The sequence below is a fragment of the Microbacterium sp. BR1 genome (assembly GCF_002812725.1).
Classification (GTDB): Bacteria; Actinomycetota; Actinomycetes; order Actinomycetales; family Microbacteriaceae; genus Microbacterium.
In genome coordinates this window covers 47,905-71,121 of sequence record NZ_NMUN01000004.1, presented here as the reverse complement: position 1 = coordinate 71,121, position 23,217 = coordinate 47,905, and the positions used below count along the sequence as shown (strand labels likewise).

Genomic DNA, 23,217 nt, shown 5'->3' with positions numbered 1-23,217 from the left:
CTACCGAGGAGGCGCGGATGTCCGAGCTCAGGGGCGCATGGCTGCGGACCGCCGCAGGGGCGGGACTGCTCGGCCCAGACGGCTCGGTCGCACAGACGATCTTCGCCGAGATGACGGCGCTCGCGACACGCACCGGCGCCATCAACCTGGGTCAGGGGTTTCCCGACGAGGACGGGCCCGCCGAGGTGATCGAGGCCGCGCGCGAGGCCATCGCCCAGGGCGTGAACCAGTACCCGCCGGGCCGGGGCATGCCCGACCTGCGGCACGCGATCGCCGAGCACCAGCAGCGCTTCTACGGGCTGCACCTCGATTCGGAGCGCGATGTTCTCGTGACGGCCGGGGCGACCGAGGCGATCGCGGCGGCCCTGCTGGCGCTGGTCGACTCCCCCGACGACGAGGTAGTCGTCTTCGAGCCGTACTACGACTCGTACGCCGCGTGCGTGGCCCTGACCGGGGCCCGGCTCGTGTCCGTGCCGTTGCGGTGGCCGGACTTCCAGCCCGACCTCGACGAGGTCGAGCGTGCCGTCACCGACCGTACCCGGGTCATCCTGATCAACAACCCCCACAACCCGACCGGGGCCGTTTTCGAGACGCCGGTACTGCGACGCATCGTCGAACTCGCCGAACGCCATGACGCGATCATCGTCGCCGACGAGGTCTACGAGCACCTGACCTTCGGGGTCGCGCACGTTCCGCTGGCCACCTTGCCCGGCGGCTGGGAACGAACCCTCACGATCTCGTCCGCGGGCAAGACGTTCTCGACGACGGGATGGAAGATCGGCTGGGCGACCGGCCCCGCGCCGCTGGTCACGGCCGTGAACACCGTCAAGCAGTTCCTGACCTACGCGAACGGAGCGCCCTTCCAGCCGGCCATCGCGACGGGTCTGCGGCTGCACGACGCCTTCTTCCAAGAAATCGCCGCGACGCTCGCCAACAAGCGCGACATCCTGGGCGCGGGGTTGCGCGCCGCCGGATTCGCCGTCTCGGAGCCCCGCGGTTCGTATTTCACCGTCGCGGATGCCGCGCCGTTGGGAGTCACGGATGCGGCGGCCTTCTGCCGCGAACTGCCCGAGCTCGCCGGGGTCGTCGGCGTCCCCGTGTCGGCCTTCGTGACGGCGGAGCGTCAGAACGAATACGCGACGCTCGTGCGGTTCGCGGCGTGCAAGCGCGTCGAGGTGCTCGAGGACGCTGCCGAACGGCTGGCAGCGCTCTCCCGCTGACCGGTAGTCGTCAGCGGGGTTCGACGCGGAACCGCCGGAGCGCCAGTGCCGGGTTCGTCCGACGCACGCGTTCGACCGCGGCACGCTCGACGAATCCCACGGCGACATCCGTTCCGGTGCCGACGGCCGCGATCTCGACGCCCTGCGGGTCGATCAGGGCGCTGTGTCCGACGCCGAGGGGCGGCGGATGATCCGCTGCGGCGACGTAGAGCGTGTTCTCGATCGCCCGGGCCTGCAGCAGCGTCCGCCAGTGGTGTTCCTTGAGCGGCCCGCGGACCCACTCGGCCGGCACGAGTACGACATCCGCTCCCGCGTCCGCGAGGAGTCGCGTGACCTCCGGAAAGCGCAGGTCGTAACAGGTCTGCAGCGCGAACCGCACACCGTCGCACTCGAAGGTCTGGGGCTCGACAATCTCGCCGGCCTCGACCCAGTCCGACTCACGCTGGCCGAACGCGTCGTACAGGTGCAGCTTGCGGTAGAGCGCGAGCACTCCCCCGCTGTCCACGGCGACCACGGTGTTCCGGACGCGCCGTTCGTCGTCCGCACGCTCGACCATGCCTGCGACGATGCAGACCTCGTATCGGGCAGCGAGGGCGATGAGCGCGGTCACGAAGGGTCCGTCGACGGCTTCGGCGTTCGCGGCGAGCGAGTCGTCGAACGGATCGACGAAGTAGCTCGAGTACTCCGGGAACAGCACGAGCCTCGCCCCACGGGCCACGGCGGTTTCGACCAGTTCGGCCATGGATTCGAGGTTCACCGCGCGAGAGGCGGTGGGCGCGAACTGCGCCACCGCCACGCCCACGCCCGCCTCGACGGTCGATCCGGTCACGCGGGCCCCTCACCGCGGCTGCGCCAGATCAGCGGCACGACGAGCCAGAGCACCACGATCAGCGCCCCGAGAGACAGTCCGGCGATCAGCGCCGCGTCCCGATCCAGAACGACATCGAAGACGAACGCGACGACACCGACCAGCAAGATCGACACCGTCGCGAGAGCGGTGATGAGCGCCGCATGGCCGTACGTCACGATGAGCCGCTTCTCACGACGACGGAAGAGGAAGCGGTGCAGCGCGACGGGCGCGAGGGCGATGATGGCGCTGAGCGCCGAGGCCACGACCAGAAAGAGGTAGAACGTGCGCTGCCCGTCATCGAGATCGGCGAAAGCCGGCTGGAACGCCAGGGCGAGCAGAAAACCGGTCAGGATCTGGGTGCCGGTCTGCAGAACACGGAGCTCCTGCAGGACCTCGATCCAGTTCCGGTCATACCGCTCGGAGGGTGTCTCGTGCCGCCCGTCGTGGGCGCTTTCCGCGGGATCAGGATCGCCGGATGCTCCGTTTCGCGCTCCGTGCGCGATCCCCTCGGCGTCGACCATCTCCCCATCCTGACGTGCCCCGCGATGCGCGGCAAGCCGCACGGCAAGCGACACCGAAAAGCAGAGAGTCCCGGATGCCATGACGGCTTCCGGGACTCTCTTTTTGTTGCGGGGGCAGGATTTGAACCTACGACCTCTGGGTTATGAGCCCAGCGAGCTACCGAGCTGCTCCACCCCGCGGCACAAGAATCGAGCTTAGCATGCGATCTCGGAGTGGTCGAATCGGGGCCACCTCGGACGCCGATCAGGACCGGGGCTCGAGACGACCGACGCCGTAGCGGCGCTCGGGCGGGACATCCGTCGCGGCACACAAAGCGACCCACACCTCGCGCGGGTCGACACCCGCGGCGATCGCCGCAGCAGCGGTGCGCCCACCGAGCGCATCCAGGCCGAGATCAGCCGTCACGACGGCACCATAAGCGGCGCCGAATTCATCCTCGACGGCGCGTTCGAATTCGCTTCGACGCATCCGGGGGTCAGCGCAACGACAGCTCGGCGTCGACGGACGCCACGAGGTCGTCGGGAACGACATCCGGGAAGGTCTGCAGACCCTCCATGACCGAGATGCGGTCGCCGACCTCGCGCATGATCGTCGAAATGGGCACGTCGAGGGCTTCGGCCACCGAAGCGAGGATCTCGCTCGAGGCCTCTTTCTGCCCACGCTCGACCTCGCTGAGGTACCCGAGCGCAACGCTCGCCTTGCCGGCGACCTGACGGAGGGTCTGACCCTTCTGCAGACGGAAGTCCCGAAGGACGTCCCCGATCTCTTGACGAACCAGGATCATGATGCCCCCTCCTCACTGTCCTCGCTGTGTCCCACCGAGTGGGCCACAATACAACACCGAATGGTGCCAATCTAATGCCCTCCGCTATGCGAAGGCTGGGAATCACCGAATGTAACGGAGACGAAACACGTCCTATTCCCCAGCCGCGCCCGCCTCGCGCGTTTGCCTCACACGGCGAGGAGGGCGCTCAACGCCTGGCGGACGGTCTCGGCGCGGATCGCGTCGCGGTCGCCCCCGAGTCGCAGCGTGAGAACGCTCGACCCGCCCGGCGCACTCACGCCGACGTAGACGGTGCCGACCGGCTGCCCGTCGGGCGAGTCGGGCCCGGCGATGCCGGTCGTGGCGATTCCGACGTCGGCGTCGCGCCCATCCACCACAACGGCGTGACGAACACCCTCCGCCATCTGCCGTGCGACCTCGGGATGCACGGCGCCGTGCTCGGCGAGCAGTGTGGCATCGACGCCCAGGAGCGAGTGCTTGAGCGGGGTCGCATAGGCGACGATCGCGCCGACGACCGTCGCGGATGCTCCGGGCACCGAGATGAGTGCCGCCGCGAGCATCCCGCCCGTGAGCGATTCCGCGACGCCGAGCGTCCAGCCACGCCGTTGCAGGTGTTCGAGGGCCGCCGAGGCATCCGTGCGCCCGCTCTCGGTCACGGTCGGGAGGCTCGCGAACGACGGGCACCGCGAATCTCGGTCACGACGTAGTCGATCCCGCTCGCGATGGTCAGGATGACGGCGATCCACATCGTCACGATGTTCACCCAGACGATCCAGTCCCCCACGACCGACGCCAGGGGCAGCAGGGCGAGCGACAGCGCGACGGATTGGGCGAGCGTCTTGAGCTTGCCCATCCACGCGGCGGCGACCACGTGGTCGCTTGCGACGACCAGGCGGTGCACCGTGATGCCGACCTCGCGGATCAGCACGACGATCGTGACCCACCACGGCAGCTCGAGCAGGATCGACAGACCGATGAAAGCGAAGCCCGTCAGCACCTTGTCGGCGATCGGGTCGAGCAGCTTGCCGAGGTCCGTGACGATCTCGTAGCGCCGCGCGATGTACCCGTCGATACCGTCCGTCGCGATCGCGACGATGAACAGCACCGCGGCCCACCAGCGCAGCGGGCCATCCGCGCCACCGTCGGCGAGCAGCATCCACAGGAAGACGGGGGCGCACAGGATCCGCGCGATCGTGATCGCGTTGGGCAGCTGCCGAGGAACGGCCATCAGTCGCGCCCCGTCAAGCCCCAGGCGTCCTCGTCGCCACCCTCGGCTTCGACGACCGGCAGGCCGTCGTACTGGGCGGCGAGCGAGTCGGCGACCGCGTCGGTGCCGTAGCGCGAGTCCGGCTCGTACCCGGCGGCCGGAGCCGGGGCCGCGACCGGAGCAGAAGCCGAAGCCGCGGGAGCGGAAGGCGCCGCCGGGGCAGCGGGCGCCACGTCACCGCGCAGCATTCCCAGCACCTCGGGCAGCTGTTCCGCGGTTACCAGCACATCGCGGGCCTTGGAGCCTTCCGACGGTCCCACGATCTCGCGCGCCTCGAGCAGGTCCATCAGGCGTCCGGCCTTCGCGAACCCGACCCGGAGCTTGCGCTGCAGCATCGAGGTCGACCCGAACTGGGTCGAGACGATCAGCTCGGCCGCCGCGAGCAGCAGCTCGAGGTCGTCGCCGATGTCGGCGTCGATCTCTTTCTTCTCGGCGACCGCCGCGACATCCGCCCGGTATTCCGGGCGCGCCTGTCCGGTGACGTACGCCACGACCGTCTCGATCTCGCGCTCGCTGACCCACGCGCCCTGCACGCGGATCGCCTTCGAGGCCCCCATCGGCAGGAAGAGTCCGTCGCCCTGACCGATCAGGCGGTCGGCGCCGGGCTGGTCCAGGATGACGCGGGAGTCGGTCACGCTCGTCACCGCGAACGCGAGGCGGGAGGGCACGTTGGCCTTGATCAGACCCGTGACGACATCGACGCTCGGGCGCTGGGTCGCGAGCACCAGGTGGATGCCCGAGGCCCGGGCGAGCTGTGTGATGCGGACGATCGAGTCCTCGACGTCGCGCGGGGCGACCATCATGAGGTCGGCGAGCTCGTCGACGACGACGAGCAGGTACGGGTACGGCTTGAGCACACGCTCACTGCCCGCGGGCAGCTGGATCTCGTTCGCCACGACGGCCTTGTTGAAGTCGTCGATGTGACGGAAGCCGAACGACGCGAGGTCGTCGTACCGCATGTCCATCTCCTTCACGACCCACTGCAGCGCCTCGGCGGCCTTCTTGGGGTTCGTGATGATGGGCGTGATCAGGTGCGGCACACCCGCGTACGACGTCAGCTCGACGCGCTTCGGGTCGATCAGCACCATACGCACCTCGGACGGCTTGGCGCGCATCAGCAGGCTGGTGATCATCGAGTTCACGAAGCTCGACTTACCCGAACCGGTCGAACCGGCGACGAGCAGGTGGGGCATCTTGGCCAGGTTCGCGACGACGAATCCGCCGCCGACATCCTTGCCGACGCCGATCGTCATGGGATGCGTCGACTGTTGCGCGTTGCCCGAGCGAAGCACATCGCCGAGCGTCACGATCTCGCGGTCGGCGTTCGGGATCTCCACGCCGATCGCGCTCTTGCCGGGGATCGGCGCGAGGATGCGGACCTCGTTCGAGGCCACGGCGTAGGCGATGTTGTTGGTCAGGGCCGTGATGCGCTCGACCTTGACTCCCGGGCCGAGCTCGATCTCGTACTGCGTCACCGTCGGGCCGCGCGAGAAGCCCGTGACCCGAGCATCCACGCCGAACTGACGCAGCACCTCGGTCAGCGAGCGCACGACCTCGTCGTTCGCGGCCGATCGCGCCTTCGCGGGTGTGCCCGCCGCGAGGGCGCTGACGGACGGCAGGCGATAGGGCGTCGCGGGGCGGTTGCCGGCGAGCGCCCCGTCCGTGCCGAGCCCCGAGAGCCCCGGCAGCACGCCGTCGTCGATGGGGTCGGCGGAGTCGTCGTGGATCGAGGTGCCGTGGATCGAGGTGCCGTGCTGGCGCGCGGCCTCGGCGGCACGCTCGGCATCGGCGAGCAGGTTCGGGTCGATGACCTCGGTGAGCGCGTCCGGCGAGAACACCGGTGCGGGTGGGACGGGCGGTGCGGTGGCGATGGCCTGCTCGAAACCGCCGTGGGTCGAACCCGGCGTCAGCAACTCGGTGAGGTCCTGCGAACTCAGGCCACCCTCGGGGTCTTCCTCGCGGCCGGTCTTGTTCCTGCGCCACCACGGCGTGCTCGGGTCTTCGGCCTCGGCCGCCGTCTCGGGCTGCCCCGCGGCGGTCTCGGTGCGGGCGTGCTCGCCGAACATCCAGGCGTACAGGTCCCCCAGACGCGAACCGATGCGGTTCGGCGGCGTCTTCGTGATGATCAGGATGCTCAGCAGTGCGACGAGCACGAGAACGATCCACGCGCCGATGGGTGTCAGCGCGAGGGCGAGGGGCTCGGCGACCATCCAGCCGAACAATCCGCCCGAACTGCTGAGCACCGGAAGACCCTGGCTCGGCACGGGACGGTCGCCGGCGAGATGACAGAACCCCGCGCCGGTGAGCACGAGCATGCCGAAACCGATCCCGATGCGTCCGTTGTCATGGACGCTCGCCGGGTGACGGAACAGCCATCCGGCCAGGATCAGCACGAGGACCGGCAGAACGAACGCGAGCCGACCGAGCATCCCCCCGACCGTGTAGTCCGAGATCGTCCGGGCGACACCGGTGCCGATGAAGAACCATTCGATGACACCGCCGAGGATCGCCAGCAACACGAGCAGGAATGGGAAACCATCCCGGCGCTGATCCTTCTCGAGCGTCTCGGGACCGAAAGCGCGGAACAGCCCCCCGACGCCGTGCGCGAGCCCCATCCAGGCACGCGCGACCGCCGGCGGCCTCACGGGCTCGTCGTCGTAGCGCTTGGGTGCGGGCGCGGGCTTTCGCGCGCGCGTCGTGGTGCCCTTAGCGGGCGCGCGGCCGCTCTTGGTCGGGCTGGTGCTCCTGGCCATTCCCCCACGGTACGACTGCACGACGACGTTCGCCCGCAGCGACGCGGCTCGGGCTCAGCCCCGGCTCAGCTCGAACTCAACGGAGTCGCTTGACCATGGTGTCGCGACCGACGCCCGGCTGCGTCACCGCGAACCCCTCGGAACGGTAGAAAACAGCGGCGAAGTTGCCGCGCTCGACATTCAGACTCAGCCGAGCGAAACCCGCCCGGGCCGCCTGCGTCGTGAGCTGCTTCAGCAGCGTCCGTCCCACCCCGTGTGCGCGCCAGATCGGGCGCACGCCGATGATCATCTCGGGAACCCCCGTGCCCACATGGGCGAAAGCGGGATCGGTGCGCGGAAGCATCCGGTACCAGGCGGCGCCGATCGGCGAACCCTGTGGGTCCAGCGCGACGAATCCGGCGTCGCTCGGACGCATCCATCCCGCGACGAACCGGCCGTGTTCTGGTGTGGCCAGAATCTGATGCCGTGGACGCGCGCCGCCCGCGCGCCAATTCACGGCCTCCACGACCATGTCCGCGAGGAATCCGCCATCCGCCTGTGCGGCGGGACGGATGCTGAACGACGCGGGCATGCGGCGAGTGTAGCGGCGCACGAGCGCAGGCGGACACACCGAGACAGGCACAGGTCGGTCAGATCCGCCCGGCTCGGTGCGAGCGCCCGATCCGGTGCGCTCCCGCCGGTGCTACGCCTCGATGACGAGGGGCACGATCATGGGTCGGCGGCGCAGCGACTGGCTGACCCACCGACCGATCGTGCGGCGCACGATCTGCGACAGGGCATGGGTGTCGCGGACGCCCGACTGGGCGGCATCCGCGAGAGCCGCCGCGATCTTCGGCTTGACGCTGTCGAAGACCCTGTCGTCCTCCGCGAAGCCGCGCGCGTGGATCTCTGGTCCCGTGATGATCTTCCCGGTCGCGGCGTCGACGACGACGATGACCGAGATGAACCCCTCTTCGCCGAGGATCCGGCGATCCTTGAGGTCGGCATCCGTGATCTCACCGACGGTCGAGCCGTCGACGTACACGAACCCGATGTCGAGTTGGCCGACGACGGATGCGACGCCGTCGCGCAGATCGATGACCGTGCCGTTCTCGGCGAGGAACGTGCGCTCGACCGGAACGCCGCTGTCTTGCGCGATGCGGGCGTTGGCGGTCAGGTGCCGGTACTCGCCGTGGATCGGCAGCACGTTCTTCGGCTGCAGGATGTTGTAGCAGTAGAGCAGCTCACCCGCGGCGGCGTGGCCCGAGACGTGCACCTTCGCGTTGCCCTTGTGCACGACGTTCGCGCCGAGCTTGGTCAGCCCGTCGATCACGCGGTAGACCGCGTTCTCGTTGCCGGGGATCAGGCTCGACGCGAGGATCACGGTGTCGCCCGGACCGGGCTCGATCTCGTGGTCGAGGTTCGCCATGCGGCTGAGCACGGCCATCGGCTCGCCCTGCGAACCCGTCGACATGTAGACGATCTTGTCGTCGGGCAAATCTCGCGCCTTCTTGTAGTCGATCAGCACACCCTCGGGCACGCGGAGGTACCCCAGGTCGGACGCGATCGTCATGTTGCGCACCATGCTGCGCCCGAGGAACGCGACCCGACGCCCGTGGGCGGCCGCGGCATCCAGCACCTGCTGCACGCGGTGGACGTGGCTCGAGAAGCTCGCGACGACGACACGGCGCTTCGCCTTGCCGATCACCTGGTCGAGGACCGGCCCGATCGAGCTCTCGAGCGGCGTGAAGCCCGGGACATCCGCGTTCGTCGAATCGACGAGGAAGAGGTCGACGCCCTCTTCGCCGAGACGCGCGAAGGCGCGCAGGTCGGTCAGGCGGCCGTCGAGCGGCAGCTGGTCCATCTTGAAGTCGCCCGTGGCGAGCACCAGACCCGCGGGTGTGCGGATCGCGACGGCGAGCGCGTCGGGGATCGAGTGGTTCACCGCGATGAACTCGAGGTCGAACGGCCCGACCCTCTCGTGCTGCCCCTCGCGCACCGTGAGGCTGTAGGGGCGGATGCGGTGCTCTTTGAGCTTCGCCTCGATCAGGGCGAGCGTCAGGCCGGAGCCGATGATGGGGATGTCTCCCTTGAGCTTGAGGAGGTACGGCACCGCACCGATGTGGTCTTCGTGGCCGTGCGTGAGCACGAGGCCGACGATGTCGTCGAGGCGCGACTTGATGGGCTCGAAGTCCGGCAGGATCAGGTCGACGCCCGGCTGGTGCTCTTCGGGGAACAGCACGCCGCAGTCGACGACGAGGAGCTTGCCCTCGAACTCGAAGACGGTCATGTTGCGGCCGATCTCACCGAGGCCGCCGAGAGGGAAGACGCGCAGGGTGCCTTCTTGGAGGGCCGGCGGATCGTAGACGTTCGTGGGCATGCTGCCTCCAGGATGCGCCGAGGCATCCGATCGTGTGTTGTTGTGGTGTGCGCGGCCCGGTGAGGGGTCCGCGGCTGTGGTCTGTGGGTCCGCCCGGCTGGGCGGGTGGTGCCCGTCTCCTGGTCCCGCGGGTCGTGGAATACCGAGGCGGGCGAGCGGGAATCGTACCTAGCGGGTCGTACCGTGGATCTTCGGCAGGGCGCCGCCCGCGGCCGCGTTGCGGTCGGGGCGGAAGTTCGAGAAGTCGGCGCCGGCGACCTCGCGGACGAGGGCGAGCTCGTCCTCGATCGCCGCTGCCTCCCATTCCTCGGGACCGACGAGCGGCAGGCGCACGCGCGGGCTGCCGATGCGGCCGAGGCCGTGCAGGATGTACTTCGCCGCAACCGTGCCCGGCACGAGCGTCATGACGGCGCGAACCAGAGGCTCGAGCTGCTTGTGCGCGGCCGTCGCGGCGGCGAGGTCGCCACGGTTCACGGCGTCCACGATCGTCCGGTACGGGGTCGCGGTGATGTTCGCCGTGACACCGATGAGCCCCGAGGCCCCGATCGCCAGGTGCGGAAGCACGTTCGCGTCGTCGCCCGAGAAGTACATCAGGTCGGTCTGGTTGAGCACGCGGCTCACTTCGCTGAAGTCGCCCTTCGCATCCTTCACGGCGAGGATGTTCGGGTGCTTGGCGAGCCGCAGGATCGTCTCGTACTTGATCTCGACGCCGGTCCGGCCCGGGATGTCGTAGAGGATGACGGGCAGGTCCGTCGCGTCCGCGACGAGGCGGAAGTGCGTCAGGATGCCGGCCTGCGTCGGCTTGTTGTAGTACGGCGTGACGATCATGATGCCGTCGGCGCCGGCCTTCTCGCTCGCCTTGTAGAGCCCGATCGCGTGCGCGGTCTCGTTCGATCCGCCGCCCGTGATGATCTTGGCGCGACCGGCCGAGACGTCCTTGCCGACCTCGACGAGCCGGAGCTTCTCGGCATCCGTCAGCGTGCTGGTCTCACCGGTCGTGCCGGTGACGACGATGCCGTCGGCGCCCGCCGTGATGACGTCGTCGATGTGCTTCTCGACCGCGGGCCAGTCAACCTCGCCGTCGGCCGTCATCGGGGTGACGAGCGCGACCAGCACCTGACCGAAGGGATTGGCGGTGTGCGTCATGGTTCCTAGGTTATCGGGCCGCGGTGTCGTAAGCCCCCACCCCGGAGCGCGTGGACAGGTAGTTCATAGCTCCTTTGCGTACTCGGGGTCGTGCCGTCCCCGGGCGACCAGGACGAATCGGCCCCGAGATCAGCGTCCGCGCTCGCCCACCCGGGCGGCGAACGACGGCGGCACGAACCGCGTCAGAGCCACGAGCGCCTTGTAGAGCAGCGACGGCACCGACACGGCCTTGCCCCGGGCGATGTCGCGCAACGATTCCGAGACGACGTCGGATGCGTCGAGCCAGAGCGCCCCCGGCACCCCCTCGTCGCCGGGCGCGAGACCCATCCGCCCGTGAAAGCCGGTGTGCGTGAAGCCCGGGCACACCGCCGTGACGGTCACCCCGCGCGGCGCATACCGCCCGTTCGCCCACCGGCTGAAGCTGATCAGCCAGCCCTTGCAGGCGCCGTAGGTGGACCGCGGGATGAAGCCCGCGACCGAGGCGACATTGACGATCCGGCCGCTGCCGCGATCGAGCATGCCGGGGAGCGCCGCGTGCATGAGTCGCATCGGCACCTCGACGTGCAGGGCCAGGTGCCGCGCCTCATCCTCGATGTCGTTGCGCTCGAACGCGAGATCCAGCCCGAAACCGGCGTTGTTGACGAGCATCTCGATCGGTCGCGCCGTTTCGGAGAGGCGGGCCGTCACCCTGTCGCGCTGGCGCGGCTTGGTCAGATCCGCGGCGAGCACCTCGTACGAGATCCCGTGGGCGTGCGCGAGCTCAGCCCCCAGGCGCTCGAGCTCCCCGCGATCGCGGGCGACCAACACGAGGTTGGCACCGCGTGCGGCCAGTTGCCGCGCGTACTCGGCGCCCAGCCCCGAGCTGGCACCCGTGATCAGCGCCGTCTTGGCCATGTGACCTGCCCGCGTCTCAGGGCGCGACGCGGCCGTTGCCGTTGAACGATGCGTGCGTGAACGGCATCAGCTCCGCCCAGATGCGCTCCATCTGCTCGGCGACCATCTCGATCTCGCGCTGCGGGAACGACGGGAAGTGCGTGCCCTCGCGCTTGGTGCGCAGCGACAGGAAGTTCATCAACGCACGGGCGTTCATCGTCACGTACATCGACGAATACGTGTTGAGGGGCAGCACGATGCGGGCGACCTCGCGAGCAACGCCGGCATCGAGCATCCGCTGGTACGCCTCGAACGCGTGGACGGATGCCTCGCGCGTGACGGCATCGGTCAGCGCGGTCTGCTCGGGGGTTCCGGCGAGGAACTCGTAGGCGCCCGGCTTGCCGACCTGGATGAGGCGGCGGTCCGCGGCGGGGACGTAGAACACCGGGCGGAGCTCCCGGTAGCGACCCGACTCTTCGTTGTACGACGCGATGCGGTGCCGCATGAACTCGCGGAACACGAAGATCGGCGCTTGGACGTAGAAGGTCATCGAGTTGTGCTCGAAGGGCGAACCGTGGCGGTCGCGCATGAGGTAGTTGATCAGCCCGCGGTCGCGACCGGATGCTTCGGCGCCCGAGGCGGCCTCGTCGAGCGTCTGCTCACCCATGGTCGATACGCGCGCGGCGAACAGCACGTCGCTGTCGGAGGCGCTCGAACGCACGAGCTCGACGGTCATGTCGGAGCGGAACTCGACGGGGGGAACGGTGGACTCGGCGGAGGCAGCGGCATCGGTCACGCGCCCAGACTACCCGCGAGCATGCGTCCGTTTGTTACGGCGGAGCCGTCAAAAGTCGGACGAACGCGGCCGGCCCCGTCGTACACGCCTATCCTGGGTTGCTGTGACTCTCGTTGAAGCCCTGATCGGATTGGCCGTCCTCCTGACGGTCACCGTCGTCGCGGGCCTCGCCGTTCGCTGGAACCAGGGCCGAGCGCGCCACCACGTCCCACATGAGGTCGTGGAACCCGCCCGATTGGGCGCCGACGGCCTGGGCGACGTCGCCACGCTGCTGCAGTTCAGCACCGAGATGTGCTCGCGGTGCCCGGGCGTCCACCGCACGCTGTCATCGGTCGCCGATGCTCGGCCCGGGGTGCGGCACCTCGACGTCGACCTCACGCACCGCCCCGACATCGCCAAGCACTTCCACGTCCTGCAGACCCCCACCACGCTCATCCTGGATCGTGACGGCGTCGTGCAGACCCGTTTCGGCGGCGTTCCGCGGCGCGATGTCGTCGAGATGGAGCTGACGCGGCTCACCGGGGCGCAAACCGAGCCCGAAGCGGAGCCGGAACGTGTCTGATCGACCCGCCACGCCCGCGGGCATCGACCCACGCGGCCCGCGCTTCGCCGCATCCATCACCGCCTTCCTGCTGGCCGTCGCCGTCGTGCTCGGATTGACCGGGCTGTCGACGGCAACCGCTCAGAGCTTCGGATGGTTCGCCTACCAACCCCTCGCGGACGCGACCTTCGTCCCGGGTGCCGGATGGGCCGTCAGCATCGCGTCCGTCGCACAGCGCGCCCTCGACCCCGCGTTCCTGCTGCTGCTCGTGATCGCCCTCCTGTTCCTGTGGGGCGTCCTCTCGCCGCGCACGGCGCCGTGGGGTGTGCTGTTTCGGCGAGTCATCCGTCCGCGCCTGAAGCCGCCCACCGAGCTCGAAGATCCGCGCCCGCCGCGGTTCGCGCAGGGTGTCGGGCTGTTCGTCGTGACGATCGGGCTGATCCTGCACCTCGCCGGAGTCCCCTGGGCGCTGCCGATCGCGGCCGCCGCGGCGTTAATCGCCGCGTTCCTCAACGCCGTTTTCGGGCTCTGTCTCGGCTGCCAGCTGTACCTCGTGCTGCAGCGCGCGGGGATCGTCGGGCGCGCGCGCCCCGCGTTCTAACGCTTCGCGAGCGCCGATCTCTCGCATCCGACTTCGGGCACGGTCGACCCACGAACGGCTCCCCCGGATTAGGCTGACGGGAGAGCATCGTCGCCCCTCACGCGCGACGATGAAGCCGCGCACACCACCCCGGAGGATCCCCATGAGCGTTACGAGCGAAGCCAGCACCGCCTGGAAGGGCAGCCTGATGGACGGGTCCGGAACGGTCGCCCTCGACACGTCCGGCGCCGGAACGTTCGATGTCAACTGGAAGGCCCGCTCGCAGGGATCGTCGTCGGTCACCACGCCCGAAGAGCTCATCGCCGCGGCGCACTCCTCGTGCTTCAGCATGGCTCTCTCGCACGCGCTGAGCGAGAACGGCACCCCGCCCGAGAGCGTGGACACCACGGCATCCGTCACCTTCGTTCCGGGCACGGGCATCACGGGCAGCCACCTCAACGTCAATGCGGTCGTTCCCGGCCTGAGCGCCGAGGACTTCGCCCGCATCGCGCAGGACGCGAAGACGGGCTGCCCCGTCTCGCAGGCGCTCGCGGGCATCGAGATCACGCTCGAGGCAACGCTCGCCTGAGGCGGGCGGACCGGATGTCTCAGCGCGTCGTCATCGCGGGCGCGTCCGGCCTGATCGGCCGCGCCCTCACCGAGAGCCTTCTCGCCGACGGCACTGAGGTGACGACGCTCGTGCGGCGTGAGCCGACGGCACCGTCCGAGGTCGCGTGGCTGGGCGGCGCGCCGCTCGACCCGAGCGTCCTCGAGGACGCGACCGCGGTCGTCAACCTCAACGGGGCGAGCATCGGGCACATCCCGTGGACGCCGTCGTACAAGCGCACGCTGGTCTCTTCTCGACTCGAGGCGACGGGGGTGCTCGCGGATGCCCTCCGCGCCCTCGGCGACGCCGCTCCGGCCCTCGTATCGGCGAGCGCCGTCGGATTCTACGGCTCTGCCCCGGGGCGCGAGTTCCGTGAGGACGCCGGGCCCGGCGGGGGGTTCCTGAGCGACCTGTGCGTCGAGTGGGAGGCCGCCGCGCGGGGGGCCGGGTCGGCGCGCGTCGCGCTGCTGCGGACCGCGCCCGTCGTCCACCCCGAGAGCGTGCTGAAACCCCTCATCCTGCTGACCCGGTTCGGTCTGAGCGGCCCGATGGGCCGCGGGACCCAGGTATGGCCCTGGATCTCGCTCGTCGACGAGGTGCGCGCCATCCGTCACGTCATCGATGCGCAGCTCGAGGGACCCGTCAACCTGTCGGGGCCGACGCGGGCGACCGCGAACGACCTCGGTTTCGCCCTCGCCCGCCGCATGAACCGGCCGTACATCCTGCGGGCGCCCGCGTGGACCCTGCGGGCGGCGCTCGGGCGCGACATGGCCGATGCCGTGCTGCTCGTCGATGCGCACGTGGTACCCGCAGCGCTCGAGGCATCCGGTTTCACCTTCACGCACACCACCGTCGAGGAGGCGGTGGCGGCGGTGATCCCCGCGGCGCGCTGAACCCTCTGCGCGCCGTCGTCAGGTCGTGCTGCGGCGCTCGGCCGATTCGAGCTTGATCGCCTGCCGCACGGCTGACCGCGCGCGCCGTCTGTCTCCCGCGCCGTCGTAGGCCAGGCCGAGCCGGTACCAGGCGCGCCAATCATCGGGTGCGGACTCGACCGCCGCGCGATACCGCGGGAAGAGTGCCTCTGCCTCGTCGCGGTCGACGCGTCCGCTGGGACGCACCGACAACTGCTCTTCGGGCAGTGCACCCTCGCTCTCGAGACGTCGGCCGACGTTCTCGGCCCGAATGCCGAACCAGAGTTCGCGGCCGATCGCCCACGCCGCGATCGCCGGAAGGATGAACAGCGCGAGGCCCATGGTGATCCCGACCGGGTCGCCCGTCGTGAGCAGCAGGATCGCACGCTGAGAGACCAGCACCACGTACAGGACCAGCACCGCGGCCATGATGGCCACGCCGATGCGTGCGTTCACAGTCCGGTGACCCGAGCGACCTGCCCGGGCACGCCGCCGTCGTCGACGGGAGCCTCCGGCTCGTCACCGGGGAGGCGAATGCCGATGTCGATGAAGCGATCCAGACCCACGACGACCCCGCGCACGGTGCGGGCGGCGTCGAGGGCGATGCGGATGCCGGGGGCATATGCCAGCGCCGGATCGACCGTGTCGTGGACGATCTGCAGCGTCTCCCCCGGGCCCGACAGCAGCACCTCTTGGCGCGCGATCACGCCGGGCCGGCGGAGCGAGTGGACGGGGATGCTCGCGACGCGCTGGCCGCGGGCGCGCTGGTCGGTGTGCGGTGCCTCGACCGGGCCGACACTCTCGCGCGCTGCGGCCATGAGCTCGGCCGTGCGCACCGCGGTGCCGCTCGGCGAATCGACCTTGCGTTCATGGTGCGCCTCGACGATCTCGATCGAGGGGAAGAACGGAGCCGCGGCGGCCGCGAGCGCGGTGCCGATGACCGATCCGAGCGAGAAGTTCGGAATGAAGACGACTCCCGTACCCGCCGCCTCGACGAGCGGCCGGACCAGCGCGATGCGCTCCTGCGACCACCCCGAGGTGCCGACGAGGACGTTGATGCCGCGCTCGATGGCCGCGCGGACGACGTCGATCGACACGGCCGGGGACGAGACATCCACGACCAGGTCTGACCCGTCGATCTCGGAGATCTCGCTGCGGGAAGACAGAACGGCGACGACGTCGTAGCCCTCCGTCGCCTCGATGACCTCGCGCACGACGCCGCCGAGCCGACCTGTTCCGCCCACGATGGCTACGCGTGTCGTCATGAGCCCATCCTAGGTTCGGCTGCCGGGGTGGGCGGGACGCCGGGCCGAGGGGGCCGTGCCATCCGCACGGCCCGATGCCCGACACTCCGATCAGGCGCCCCGTTGCTCGGCGCGTCGGGCGAACCGTCGTGCGAACGGCACGGCATTGGGTCGGACCATGGACGGATGCCTCGACATAGGCTCGAAGTGTGGTGCGATTCATCGAGATGGCGGCGGATGCTCCGACCGCCCACGATCTGCTGACCGAGTACTTCGCGGCCCGGGCCGAGGCGTTCCCGGGCGGCGCATACCGGCCGACCTACCCCGATGCAGCGGTGTTCGTCGCCCCGGACGGCGTGTTCCTCGTGGTCGAGGACGAGGTCGCCGAGGCGGGTGTGCGTCCCACGGTCGGATGCGGAGGCATCCGGCGCGTCGCGGACGGCCCGGACGGGGTGCGATTCGAGGTCAAGCACCTGTACCTCGACCCATCGACGCGCGGCCGCGGGTGGGGGCGCCTGATGCTCGACGAGCTCGAGCGTCGGGCCCGCGCCTGGGGCGCCGCAGAGCTCGTGCTCGACACCCACCACACCCTCGCGGCGGCCGGGGGCCTGTATGCCTCGGCGGGATTCGAGGCGATCGAGCCCTACAACGACAACCCGAACGCGACCGTATGGCTGCGCAAGCGGCTCGACTCTTGATGGCGACCGGCTCAGGAACGCCTGTTGGGGCGCGTGGCTCAGGCATCGGGATCGTAGGCGGCGAAGTCGCCGACAACGCGGAAGGCCGGTCCGACCTCCTCCTGGAGATCTCTCAGGAGGGACTCCCCCTCGGCGATCCACTGACGTCCGATCTCAGGATCGGGCCACCTGACCTCGAACACCGGGTCCAGGACGTTCTGCCAGGTGTCGTTCCAGACCCGGAGCCGATACCGAAGCTCGGGTGAGATCGGAACAGCGCGACCGACGACTTCGCGGCGGCCCCACTCGGGGAACACGAGTATCGTCCGCGCTCGCGCTGGGTTCCCCTGTTCCACCGCGCAAATCTACAACGACGAGACGGCCCATCCGGTGGGTGCACCCGACTCGTGGTTGTCCGCCCTCCGCGCCGCACGGGCGGTGAGGGGCGCGGCTATCAGCATCGCGAAGAGAGCGCAGGCGGCGCCGATCCCAGCCCAGACCGGGAGACCGGCCGGGCCACTCGACGCCAATCCGAAGAGCACCCACACTGCGAGGAGAAGAAGTCCCCCGGCCACGACCCCGGCGCCGAGCATCCACCCGACGACGGTGCCGTAGGTCCTCCAGAACATCCCTCGACACTATTGGACGGAGAGTCGACGGGGTGCGACGGCAATGAGAGACCCGACGGCGCGAACGCACCTGCTGCGATCGCGCGGACCGAACGGCGAACGCCCGCGGCGGGATACGGCCACGCCGACGCCCCTCGCGCCAGGGCTCAGACCGGGTGGGTCTCGGGCAGCCCGGTCCGCAGTTCGAACGGCAGGTGCGCGAGGTCGTTGTGCGTGAGCAGCGTCCACGGCCGCCCCTGCTTCTGCGCGATCACCGTCAGGCCGCAGTGCGCCTGGTTGAGCGTCATCCAGCGCCACTCGGGCGCCCCGAGAACCTCGCGAACGAACCAGCTGATGACGAAGTTGTGCGTGATCACGAGCTCGTGCACCTCGCCGGTGCGACGGACGAGGAACTCGCTCACGGCATCCGCCATCTGAGCCCGTCCCGCCTCGATCTCGTCGTCGGTCACCGACCCGAAGAACGGCTCGTACACCCCGGGCGTCTCGGGTGACATACCCGAGGGGACGCAGTCGAAGAGCAACGACGAGGGTTGCGGGGTGATCGCCGGCATCCGCTCCGCCACCATGCGAGCCGTCTCGGTCGCCCGCAACAACGGTGAGTGCCAGACGGCGCTGAGGGGAATTCCGGACAGCCGATCGGCGATCAGGGATGCCTGACGCTGACCCCGCGGAGACAACGGGCCGTCGACGAGCCCGTGCTCTGCATCCTGGTGTTCGCCGTGTCGAACGAGGTAGATGAAATGCGTCATCCTCGCCCACTTCCGTCCCGACGGGCCCCGATGCCACGCCGCTTCCAGCCTATGTCACGAACGGCGTCACCGATGGCGTATGTCACGAAATGGTCTCGGGAGACCCGAAACCGGTGACTCACTGAGCAGCGCGGGACAGCTCGCCGAGGTGCGCGCGGCTCAGCTGGACGCCAACGCCCTGCGCGAGTTCTTCGACGTGTTCTGGTGCGTAGGCGTTGACGATCGGCGCGACCACCGTGCGCTGAGCGAGCAGCCAGGCGACCGCGACCGCGGCGTCGGGCACCGAGAGCTCGAGTGCGATGCCATCCAGCGCCTTCAGCACCCTCTGGCCGCGCCGGTTGAGATATGCCGCAACCTGCATACCACGCGCCGACAGACCGACACGGTCGCGGCTGCGGTGACGGCCGGACAGGAATCCGTGAGCCAGGGGATGCGAGGGCGTGACCGCGATGCCCTGCGCACCGGCGACGAGACGCAGGTCACCCTCGAAGGGCGAGCGGTGGACGACGTTGTAGTGCGCATCGAGCACCGTGAAGCGCGGGTAGCCGGCCGAGGCGAGAATCCGCGCCTCGACGAGACGCTCGGGCGTGAAGCCCGCAGCGCCCAGGTGCCGGACCTTGCCCGAGCCGATCAGCCACTCGGCCGTCGCGAGGGTCTCTTCGAGCGGGACGGATGCGTCGGCACCGTCGAGATAGACCACGTCGATGTGATCGGTCCCCAGACGCACGAGGGATGCCTCGACCGCACGCACCAGGTTGACCGGACCGAGACCGGGGTTGTCGGGGTGCGCGCCGACCCTCACGGACACGACCATCTGATCCCGCGCCTGGCGCGATGCCAGCCACTGCCCGATGATGTGCTCGCTGCGCCCCGCCGAGAACGAGTCGGCGGTGTGCAGAGCGTTACCGCCGAGCTCGACGTAGCGGTCGATGATGCGGTGACTGGTCGCCAGGTCGATGTTCCAGCCGAACTCCGCGCCCCCGAGCATCAGGGGGAAGATGTCGAGACCTGTCTCGCCGAGGGTGACACGCATGCCGTGTCCGATGCTCGGGCCGAGAACGGGGATGGGCGAAGAAGGATGCGGAGCGGGCGGCGAACCCTGCCCTGTCGACACATCGGTGCCGATGCCGAAAAAGCTCATGCTTCCACCCCCTCGCGCGCTACGTGCCACGAGTCGCGACCTTCATGCCTGTGTCGCGCCCCCCGACGCTTTCTTCGAGATTAGGGCAGGCCACCGACCGTGGCGCGCGTTCCGGTGACGAACCTATGAACTAGCCATAACGCTTTGGTCACGACACTGGGCGAAGCCCCCGCACCCGAGAAGGGGTACGGGGGCTTCTTCGATCCGATGCGGATCTGACCGGTGCGGGCCTCGACTAGACGGCAACCTCGGGCGCGCCTTCGGCGGCACCCTGGTCGGCTGCCTGATCGGCCGACTCTTCGACGACCGGCTCGAGCGACAGCTTGCCGCGGTCGTCGATCTTCGTGATCTTCACGAGGATCTTCTGACCGACGCTGAGTACGTCTTCGACGTTCTCGACACGCTTGCCACCGGCGAGCTTGCGGACCTCGCTGACGTGCAGCAGTCCGTCCTTGCCGGGCAGGAGCGAGATGAACGCACCGAAGGTTGCGATCTTGACGACGGTTCCGAGGAATTGCTCGCCGACCTCGGGGTTCGTCGGGTTGGCGATCGCGTTGACCTGCGCGCGAGCGGCCTCGGCCGACGGACCGTCGACGGCGCCGATGTACACGGTTCCGTCTTCCTCGATCGAGATCTGGGCGCCGGTCTCGTCCTGGATGGAGTTGATCGTCTTGCCCTTGGGCCCGATGAGCTCGCCGATCTTGTCGACCGGGATCTGCACGCTGATGACGCGGGGCGCGGTGGGCGCCATCTCGTCGGGAGCGTCGATCGTGGCGTTGATCAGGTCGAGGATGGCGAGACGCGCATCCTTGGCCTGCTGCAGCGCCGCGGTCAGAACCGAGGTCGGGATGCCGTCGAGCTTGGTGTCGAGCTGGATCGCCGTGACGAACTCGCTCGTACCGGCGACCTTGAAGTCCATGTCACCGAGCGCGTCTTCCGCGCCGAGGATGTCGGTCAGCGCGGCGTAGCGCGTCTGTCCGTCGACCTCGTCCGAGACCAGGCCCATCGCGATACCGGCGACCGGGGCGCGCAGGGGCACACCGGCGTTCAGCAGCGACAGGGTCGAGGCGCAGACCGAGCCCATCGACGTCGAGCCGTTCGAGGACAGCGCCTCGGAGACCTGACGGATGGCGTAGGGGAACTCTTCACGCGACGGCAGCACCGGCACGAGGGCGCGCTCGGCGAGGAAGCCGTGCCCGATCTCGCGGCGCTTCGGGCTTCCCACACGGCCGGTCTCACCGGTCGAGTACGGCGGGAAGTTGTAGTGGTGCATGTAGCGCTTGTGCGTGACGGGCGACAGCGAGTCGATCTGCTGCTCCATCTTGAGCATGTTCAGCGTGGTGACGCCCAGGATCTGGGTCTCGCCGCGCTGGAAGATCGCCGAACCGTGCACGCGCGGGATGACGTCGACCTGTGCGTCGAGCGCACGGATGTCGGCGAGCCCACGGCCGTCGATGCGGACACCGTCGGCGAGGATGCGTCCACGGACGATCTTCTTGGTGACGGACTTGTATGCGGCGGAGAACTCGAGCGTTGCGACGGCCTGGAGCTCGCCGGACTCGACGGCCGCGAGCAGCTCGCCCTTGACCCGGTCCTTGAGCTCGTCGTCGGCGGTCTGGCGCTCGACCTTGTCGGCGATCTGGTAGATGCCCACGAGCGGGTCGTAGGCGCGGTGCGCGACGAAGTCGTAGGTCTCTTGGCTGTAGGGCAGGAAGACCGGGTAGTTCGCGATCTCCTTGGCAGCCGTGTTCGCCAGCGTCTGCTGTGCGGAGACGAGCTCGCGCAGGAACGGCTTGGCGGCCTCGAGGCCCTCGGCCACGACGGCCTCGTTCGGCTTGACGGCGCCGCCCTTGATGAGGTTCCAGGAACCCTCGGTGGCCTCGGCCTCGACCATCATGATCGCGACCTCTCCGTCGGGCAGAACGCGTCCCGCGACGATGAGGTCGAAGACGGCCTCTTCGAGCTGCGTGACGGTCGGGAACGCGACCCACTGGTCGGCGTGCTCGCCGTGACCCGGGATGAGCGCGAGGCGAACGCCGGCGATCGGTCCGGAGAAGGGCAGGCCCGAGATCTGGGTGGACGCCGACGCCGCGTTGATCGCGAGCGCGTCGTAGAACTCACCCGGCGCGATCGAGAGCACCGTGATGACGATCTGGACTTCGTTGCGCAGGCCGTCGACGAACGACGGGCGCAGCGGCCGGTCGATCAGACGGCAGACGAGGATGGCCTCGGTGGAGGGGCGGCCCTCGCGGCGGAAGAACGAGCCGGGGATCTTGCCGGCGGCGTACGAGCGCTCTTCGACATCCACCGTCAGGGGGAAGAAGTCGAAGCCCTCGCGGGGGTGCTTTCCGGCGCTGGTGGCCGAGAGGAGCATGGTCTCGTTGTCGAGGTAAGCGGCAACGGCGCCCTGAGCCTGCTGCGCGAGGCGGCCGGTCTCGAAGCGGATGGTGCGGGTGCCGAAGCGGCCGTTATCGAGAACGGCCTCGGCGGATGTGATTTCAGGACCTTCCAAGAGGTCTCTCCTTCTTTGTTTCGACTCGCGCGCCCGTATGGCGCACGAGTGTGTGCGAAGAAGCAGGAACAGGCAGATATGGGCGCGCGGCGCGCAATACGCGATCTAGCCTGCGCTGGCCACCAGTAGAAATCCACCCGGCGCACACGCGACGAGGAGACCACCACAGGGGACCAGCTTTCTGCCGGCCTGCTCCAGGTGCACCGCGGTTCGCGATGCGTATGAAATTGTCTGATCACGCGACGAATGCCGCATTCTCACCCCTCACCCTAGCAGTCGTGGCCTGCGCGTCGCCCGCATGCCGTGCCTGCGGCGTAGGCTTCTCGCGCTACGGTGAGCGCGTGATCACACGTGCGAAGCGCCTGCTGGCGCCCCTGAGCACCCTCCTTCTCGCCGTGGTGCTCAGCACGGGGCTCGCCGCCTGCGCTCCGGGCCTCCCTGCCGCGGACGGCGAGGCGCCCGCACCATCAGCCACCCCGGCGAGCGACAGCGAAACGCTCGCGCTGCTGTTCATGCTCGACGCCGAGGCCGGCACCCTCACCCATTTCGACGGCGCGAACTACGTCCTCGAGCTCACCACCGCCGGCGAGCGGATGATCTGGTTCTCGGACCGCCCGGACCAGAAATCCGGATCTCTCGGCACCGACGAGTTCATCACCACCTGGCCCGCATTCGGATTCGACGAATCCCCACCCAACATCGGCTTCACCGCCAACGGCACCGCCGACGGCGTCTCCATCGTCGCCACCATGACCGAACCCTCCTACGACACCGCCACCGCCGTCTTCACCGCCAACCTCGAGATCCTCTTCGCCTCCCCCAACCACGCCCTCGAGCAAGGCCGAGACACCGCCTACACAGCAGAACAGCTCCCCACCACCCTCACCGACATCGCGATGTTCATCGATGACGCGGCGTTGACCACAACGACGGAGACCTGCGTGACCGACGCCAACGGCTTGACGAAGTGCGACCTGATCTACTCCCAGACGTTCATCCCGTTCGACTCCAGCTTCTGACAGACGCCACACTCCCCCGCAGGCGCGACCCCGCGTA

At 69.1% G+C, this 23,217-nt stretch carries 26 protein-coding genes and 1 tRNA gene; 7 read left to right on the top strand and 20 right to left on the bottom strand.

Annotation, left to right across the window (positions count from 1 at the left end):
* Positions 1–17 precede the first annotated feature (17 nt).
* Positions 18–1,220 (top strand): aminotransferase class I/II-fold pyridoxal phosphate-dependent enzyme, encoded by a 1,203-nt coding sequence (locus tag CGU35_RS04605; RefSeq protein WP_100810455.1) that lies wholly within the window; start codon positions 18–20, stop codon positions 1,218–1,220.
* A gap of 10 nt (positions 1,221–1,230) precedes the next feature.
* Here CGU35_RS04605 and CGU35_RS04600 read toward each other — a convergent pair whose 3' ends face one another.
* From CGU35_RS04600 to thyX, 13 genes are all read right to left on the bottom strand, one after another.
* Complete coding sequence (locus CGU35_RS04600; RefSeq protein WP_100810454.1) at positions 1,231–2,049, bottom strand: carbon-nitrogen hydrolase family protein; 819 nt, start codon at positions 2,047–2,049, stop codon at positions 1,231–1,233.
* Positions 2,046–2,591, bottom strand: a complete 546-nt coding sequence (locus CGU35_RS04595; RefSeq protein WP_219811470.1) for a DUF6328 family protein — start codon at positions 2,589–2,591, stop codon at positions 2,046–2,048. Before CGU35_RS04595 ends, CGU35_RS04600 begins: the two co-directional genes overlap by 4 nt.
* Positions 2,592–2,697: 106 nt before the next feature.
* Positions 2,698–2,771: transfer RNA gene (locus CGU35_RS04590), tRNA-Met, on the bottom strand.
* Between the two features lie 64 nt (positions 2,772–2,835).
* Positions 2,836–3,060 carry a DUF3046 domain-containing protein gene (locus CGU35_RS04585; RefSeq protein WP_100810453.1) on the bottom strand — a complete coding sequence of 75 codons (225 nt, stop codon included), beginning with the start codon at positions 3,058–3,060 and terminating at the stop codon, positions 2,836–2,838.
* 7 nt (positions 3,061–3,067) lie between these two features.
* On the bottom strand, positions 3,068–3,376 hold the full coding sequence (locus CGU35_RS04580) for a helix-turn-helix domain-containing protein (protein ID WP_036297033.1): 309 nt from the start codon (positions 3,374–3,376) through the stop codon (positions 3,068–3,070).
* A gap of 167 nt (positions 3,377–3,543) precedes the next feature.
* On the bottom strand, positions 3,544–4,032 hold the full coding sequence (locus tag CGU35_RS04575) for a CinA family protein (RefSeq protein WP_100810452.1): 489 nt from the start codon (positions 4,030–4,032) through the stop codon (positions 3,544–3,546).
* Positions 4,029–4,604 (bottom strand): CDP-diacylglycerol--glycerol-3-phosphate 3-phosphatidyltransferase, encoded by a 576-nt coding sequence (pgsA, locus tag CGU35_RS04570; RefSeq protein ID WP_100810451.1) that lies wholly within the window; start codon positions 4,602–4,604, stop codon positions 4,029–4,031. The genes CGU35_RS04575 and pgsA overlap by 4 nt, the downstream gene beginning before the upstream one ends.
* Entirely contained in the window at positions 4,604–7,396 is a 2,793-nt protein-coding gene (locus CGU35_RS04565) for an FtsK/SpoIIIE family DNA translocase (RefSeq protein ID WP_100810450.1), read from the bottom strand. Before CGU35_RS04565 ends, pgsA begins: the two co-directional genes overlap by 1 nt.
* A gap of 76 nt (positions 7,397–7,472) precedes the next feature.
* Positions 7,473–7,967 carry a GNAT family N-acetyltransferase gene (locus CGU35_RS04560; RefSeq protein ID WP_100810449.1) on the bottom strand — a complete coding sequence of 165 codons (495 nt, stop codon included), beginning with the start codon at positions 7,965–7,967 and terminating at the stop codon, positions 7,473–7,475.
* A 111-nt stretch (positions 7,968–8,078) separates the two neighbouring features.
* A complete protein-coding gene (locus tag CGU35_RS04555) occupies positions 8,079–9,755 on the bottom strand; it encodes a ribonuclease J (RefSeq protein WP_100810448.1) in 1,677 nt (558 codons plus the stop codon).
* A gap of 168 nt (positions 9,756–9,923) precedes the next feature.
* Positions 9,924–10,901, bottom strand: coding sequence for a 4-hydroxy-tetrahydrodipicolinate synthase (dapA, locus tag CGU35_RS04550; RefSeq protein WP_100810447.1), 978 nt, complete (start codon positions 10,899–10,901; stop codon positions 9,924–9,926).
* Positions 10,902–11,030: 129 nt separating this feature from the next.
* Positions 11,031–11,795, bottom strand: coding sequence for an SDR family NAD(P)-dependent oxidoreductase (locus tag CGU35_RS04545; RefSeq protein ID WP_100810446.1), 765 nt, complete (start codon positions 11,793–11,795; stop codon positions 11,031–11,033).
* Positions 11,796–11,811: 16 nt separating this feature from the next.
* Complete coding sequence (gene thyX / locus CGU35_RS04540) at positions 11,812–12,510, bottom strand: FAD-dependent thymidylate synthase (RefSeq protein WP_100811273.1); 699 nt, start codon at positions 12,508–12,510, stop codon at positions 11,812–11,814.
* A gap of 163 nt (positions 12,511–12,673) precedes the next feature.
* On the opposite strand from thyX, the gene CGU35_RS04535 reads away from it, so the two are divergent.
* From CGU35_RS04535 to CGU35_RS04520, 4 genes are all read left to right on the top strand, one after another.
* Entirely contained in the window at positions 12,674–13,132 is a 459-nt protein-coding gene (locus CGU35_RS04535; RefSeq protein WP_100810445.1) for a thioredoxin family protein, read from the top strand.
* The gene (locus tag CGU35_RS04530; RefSeq protein WP_100810444.1) at positions 13,125–13,712 is read left to right on the top strand and encodes a DUF4395 domain-containing protein; all 588 of its coding nucleotides are present in this window, start codon (positions 13,125–13,127) and stop codon (positions 13,710–13,712) included. Before CGU35_RS04535 ends, CGU35_RS04530 begins: the two co-directional genes overlap by 8 nt.
* Before the next feature lie 142 nt (positions 13,713–13,854).
* Positions 13,855–14,280, top strand: a complete 426-nt coding sequence (locus tag CGU35_RS04525; protein WP_100810443.1) for an OsmC family peroxiredoxin — start codon at positions 13,855–13,857, stop codon at positions 14,278–14,280.
* 14 nt (positions 14,281–14,294) lie between these two features.
* Positions 14,295–15,191, top strand: a complete 897-nt coding sequence (locus tag CGU35_RS04520; protein WP_100810442.1) for a TIGR01777 family oxidoreductase — start codon at positions 14,295–14,297, stop codon at positions 15,189–15,191.
* Positions 15,192–15,209: 18 nt separating this feature from the next.
* Here the strand turns inward: CGU35_RS04520 and CGU35_RS04515 are convergent, their stop codons facing one another.
* Positions 15,210–15,665 (bottom strand): hypothetical protein, encoded by a 456-nt coding sequence (locus CGU35_RS04515; RefSeq protein WP_100810441.1) that lies wholly within the window; start codon positions 15,663–15,665, stop codon positions 15,210–15,212.
* Positions 15,662–16,474: a 4-hydroxy-tetrahydrodipicolinate reductase gene (gene dapB, locus CGU35_RS04510; RefSeq protein ID WP_100810440.1), complete on the bottom strand. Its 813-nt coding sequence runs from the start codon at positions 16,472–16,474 to the stop codon at positions 15,662–15,664. The genes CGU35_RS04515 and dapB overlap by 4 nt, the downstream gene beginning before the upstream one ends.
* A 188-nt stretch (positions 16,475–16,662) precedes the next feature.
* On the opposite strand from dapB, the gene CGU35_RS04505 reads away from it, so the two are divergent.
* Entirely contained in the window at positions 16,663–17,151 is a 489-nt protein-coding gene (locus CGU35_RS04505) for a GNAT family N-acetyltransferase (RefSeq protein ID WP_308455395.1), read from the top strand.
* A gap of 38 nt (positions 17,152–17,189) precedes the next feature.
* Here CGU35_RS04505 and CGU35_RS04500 read toward each other — a convergent pair whose 3' ends face one another.
* The 5 genes from CGU35_RS04500 to CGU35_RS04480 all read right to left on the bottom strand — a co-directional run bounded on the left by CGU35_RS04500 (position 17,190) and on the right by CGU35_RS04480 (position 22,161).
* The gene (locus CGU35_RS04500; RefSeq protein ID WP_146048035.1) at positions 17,190–17,486 is read right to left on the bottom strand and encodes a hypothetical protein; all 297 of its coding nucleotides are present in this window, start codon (positions 17,484–17,486) and stop codon (positions 17,190–17,192) included.
* A gap of 9 nt (positions 17,487–17,495) precedes the next feature.
* Positions 17,496–17,759, bottom strand: a complete 264-nt coding sequence (locus CGU35_RS04495; RefSeq protein WP_100810438.1) for a hypothetical protein — start codon at positions 17,757–17,759, stop codon at positions 17,496–17,498.
* A 146-nt stretch (positions 17,760–17,905) separates the two neighbouring features.
* On the bottom strand, positions 17,906–18,508 hold the full coding sequence (locus tag CGU35_RS04490) for a histidine phosphatase family protein (RefSeq protein WP_100810437.1): 603 nt from the start codon (positions 18,506–18,508) through the stop codon (positions 17,906–17,908).
* A gap of 118 nt (positions 18,509–18,626) precedes the next feature.
* A complete protein-coding gene (locus CGU35_RS04485; protein ID WP_100810436.1) occupies positions 18,627–19,649 on the bottom strand; it encodes an aldo/keto reductase in 1,023 nt (340 codons plus the stop codon).
* Between the two features lie 235 nt (positions 19,650–19,884).
* Positions 19,885–22,161 (bottom strand): polyribonucleotide nucleotidyltransferase, encoded by a 2,277-nt coding sequence (locus CGU35_RS04480; RefSeq protein ID WP_100810435.1) that lies wholly within the window; start codon positions 22,159–22,161, stop codon positions 19,885–19,887.
* A 341-nt stretch (positions 22,162–22,502) separates the two neighbouring features.
* On the opposite strand from CGU35_RS04480, the gene CGU35_RS04475 reads away from it, so the two are divergent.
* Positions 22,503–23,180: a hypothetical protein gene (locus CGU35_RS04475; protein WP_100810434.1), complete on the top strand. Its 678-nt coding sequence runs from the start codon at positions 22,503–22,505 to the stop codon at positions 23,178–23,180.
* Positions 23,181–23,217: the final 37 nt, after the last annotated feature.

Coding starts and splice junctions, on each gene's coding strand:
- CGU35_RS04605 (WP_100810455.1), top strand. CDS start 18: ATGTCCGAGCTCAGGGGCGCATGGCTGCGGACCGCCGCAGGGGCGGGA.
- CGU35_RS04595 (WP_219811470.1), bottom strand. CDS start 2,591: ATGGTCGACGCCGAGGGGATCGCGCACGGAGCGCGAAACGGAGCATCC.
- CGU35_RS04585 (WP_100810453.1), bottom strand. CDS start 3,060: ATGCGTCGAAGCGAATTCGAACGCGCCGTCGAGGATGAATTCGGCGCC.
- CGU35_RS04580 (WP_036297033.1), bottom strand. CDS start 3,376: ATGATCCTGGTTCGTCAAGAGATCGGGGACGTCCTTCGGGACTTCCGT.
- pgsA (WP_100810451.1), bottom strand. CDS start 4,604: ATGGCCGTTCCTCGGCAGCTGCCCAACGCGATCACGATCGCGCGGATC.
- CGU35_RS04565 (WP_100810450.1), bottom strand. CDS start 7,396: ATGGCCAGGAGCACCAGCCCGACCAAGAGCGGCCGCGCGCCCGCTAAG.
- CGU35_RS04560 (WP_100810449.1), bottom strand. CDS start 7,967: ATGCCCGCGTCGTTCAGCATCCGTCCCGCCGCACAGGCGGATGGCGGA.
- CGU35_RS04555 (WP_100810448.1), bottom strand. CDS start 9,755: ATGCCCACGAACGTCTACGATCCGCCGGCCCTCCAAGAAGGCACCCTG.
- dapA (WP_100810447.1), bottom strand. CDS start 10,901: ATGACGCACACCGCCAATCCCTTCGGTCAGGTGCTGGTCGCGCTCGTC.
- CGU35_RS04545 (WP_100810446.1), bottom strand. CDS start 11,795: ATGGCCAAGACGGCGCTGATCACGGGTGCCAGCTCGGGGCTGGGCGCC.
- thyX (WP_100811273.1), bottom strand. CDS start 12,510: ATGACCGTCGAGCTCGTGCGTTCGAGCGCCTCCGACAGCGACGTGCTG.
- CGU35_RS04525 (WP_100810443.1), top strand. CDS start 13,855: ATGAGCGTTACGAGCGAAGCCAGCACCGCCTGGAAGGGCAGCCTGATG.
- CGU35_RS04520 (WP_100810442.1), top strand. CDS start 14,295: ATGTCTCAGCGCGTCGTCATCGCGGGCGCGTCCGGCCTGATCGGCCGC.
- dapB (WP_100810440.1), bottom strand. CDS start 16,474: ATGACGACACGCGTAGCCATCGTGGGCGGAACAGGTCGGCTCGGCGGC.
- CGU35_RS04495 (WP_100810438.1), bottom strand. CDS start 17,759: ATGTTCTGGAGGACCTACGGCACCGTCGTCGGGTGGATGCTCGGCGCC.
- CGU35_RS04490 (WP_100810437.1), bottom strand. CDS start 18,508: ATGACGCATTTCATCTACCTCGTTCGACACGGCGAACACCAGGATGCA.
- CGU35_RS04485 (WP_100810436.1), bottom strand. CDS start 19,649: ATGAGCTTTTTCGGCATCGGCACCGATGTGTCGACAGGGCAGGGTTCG.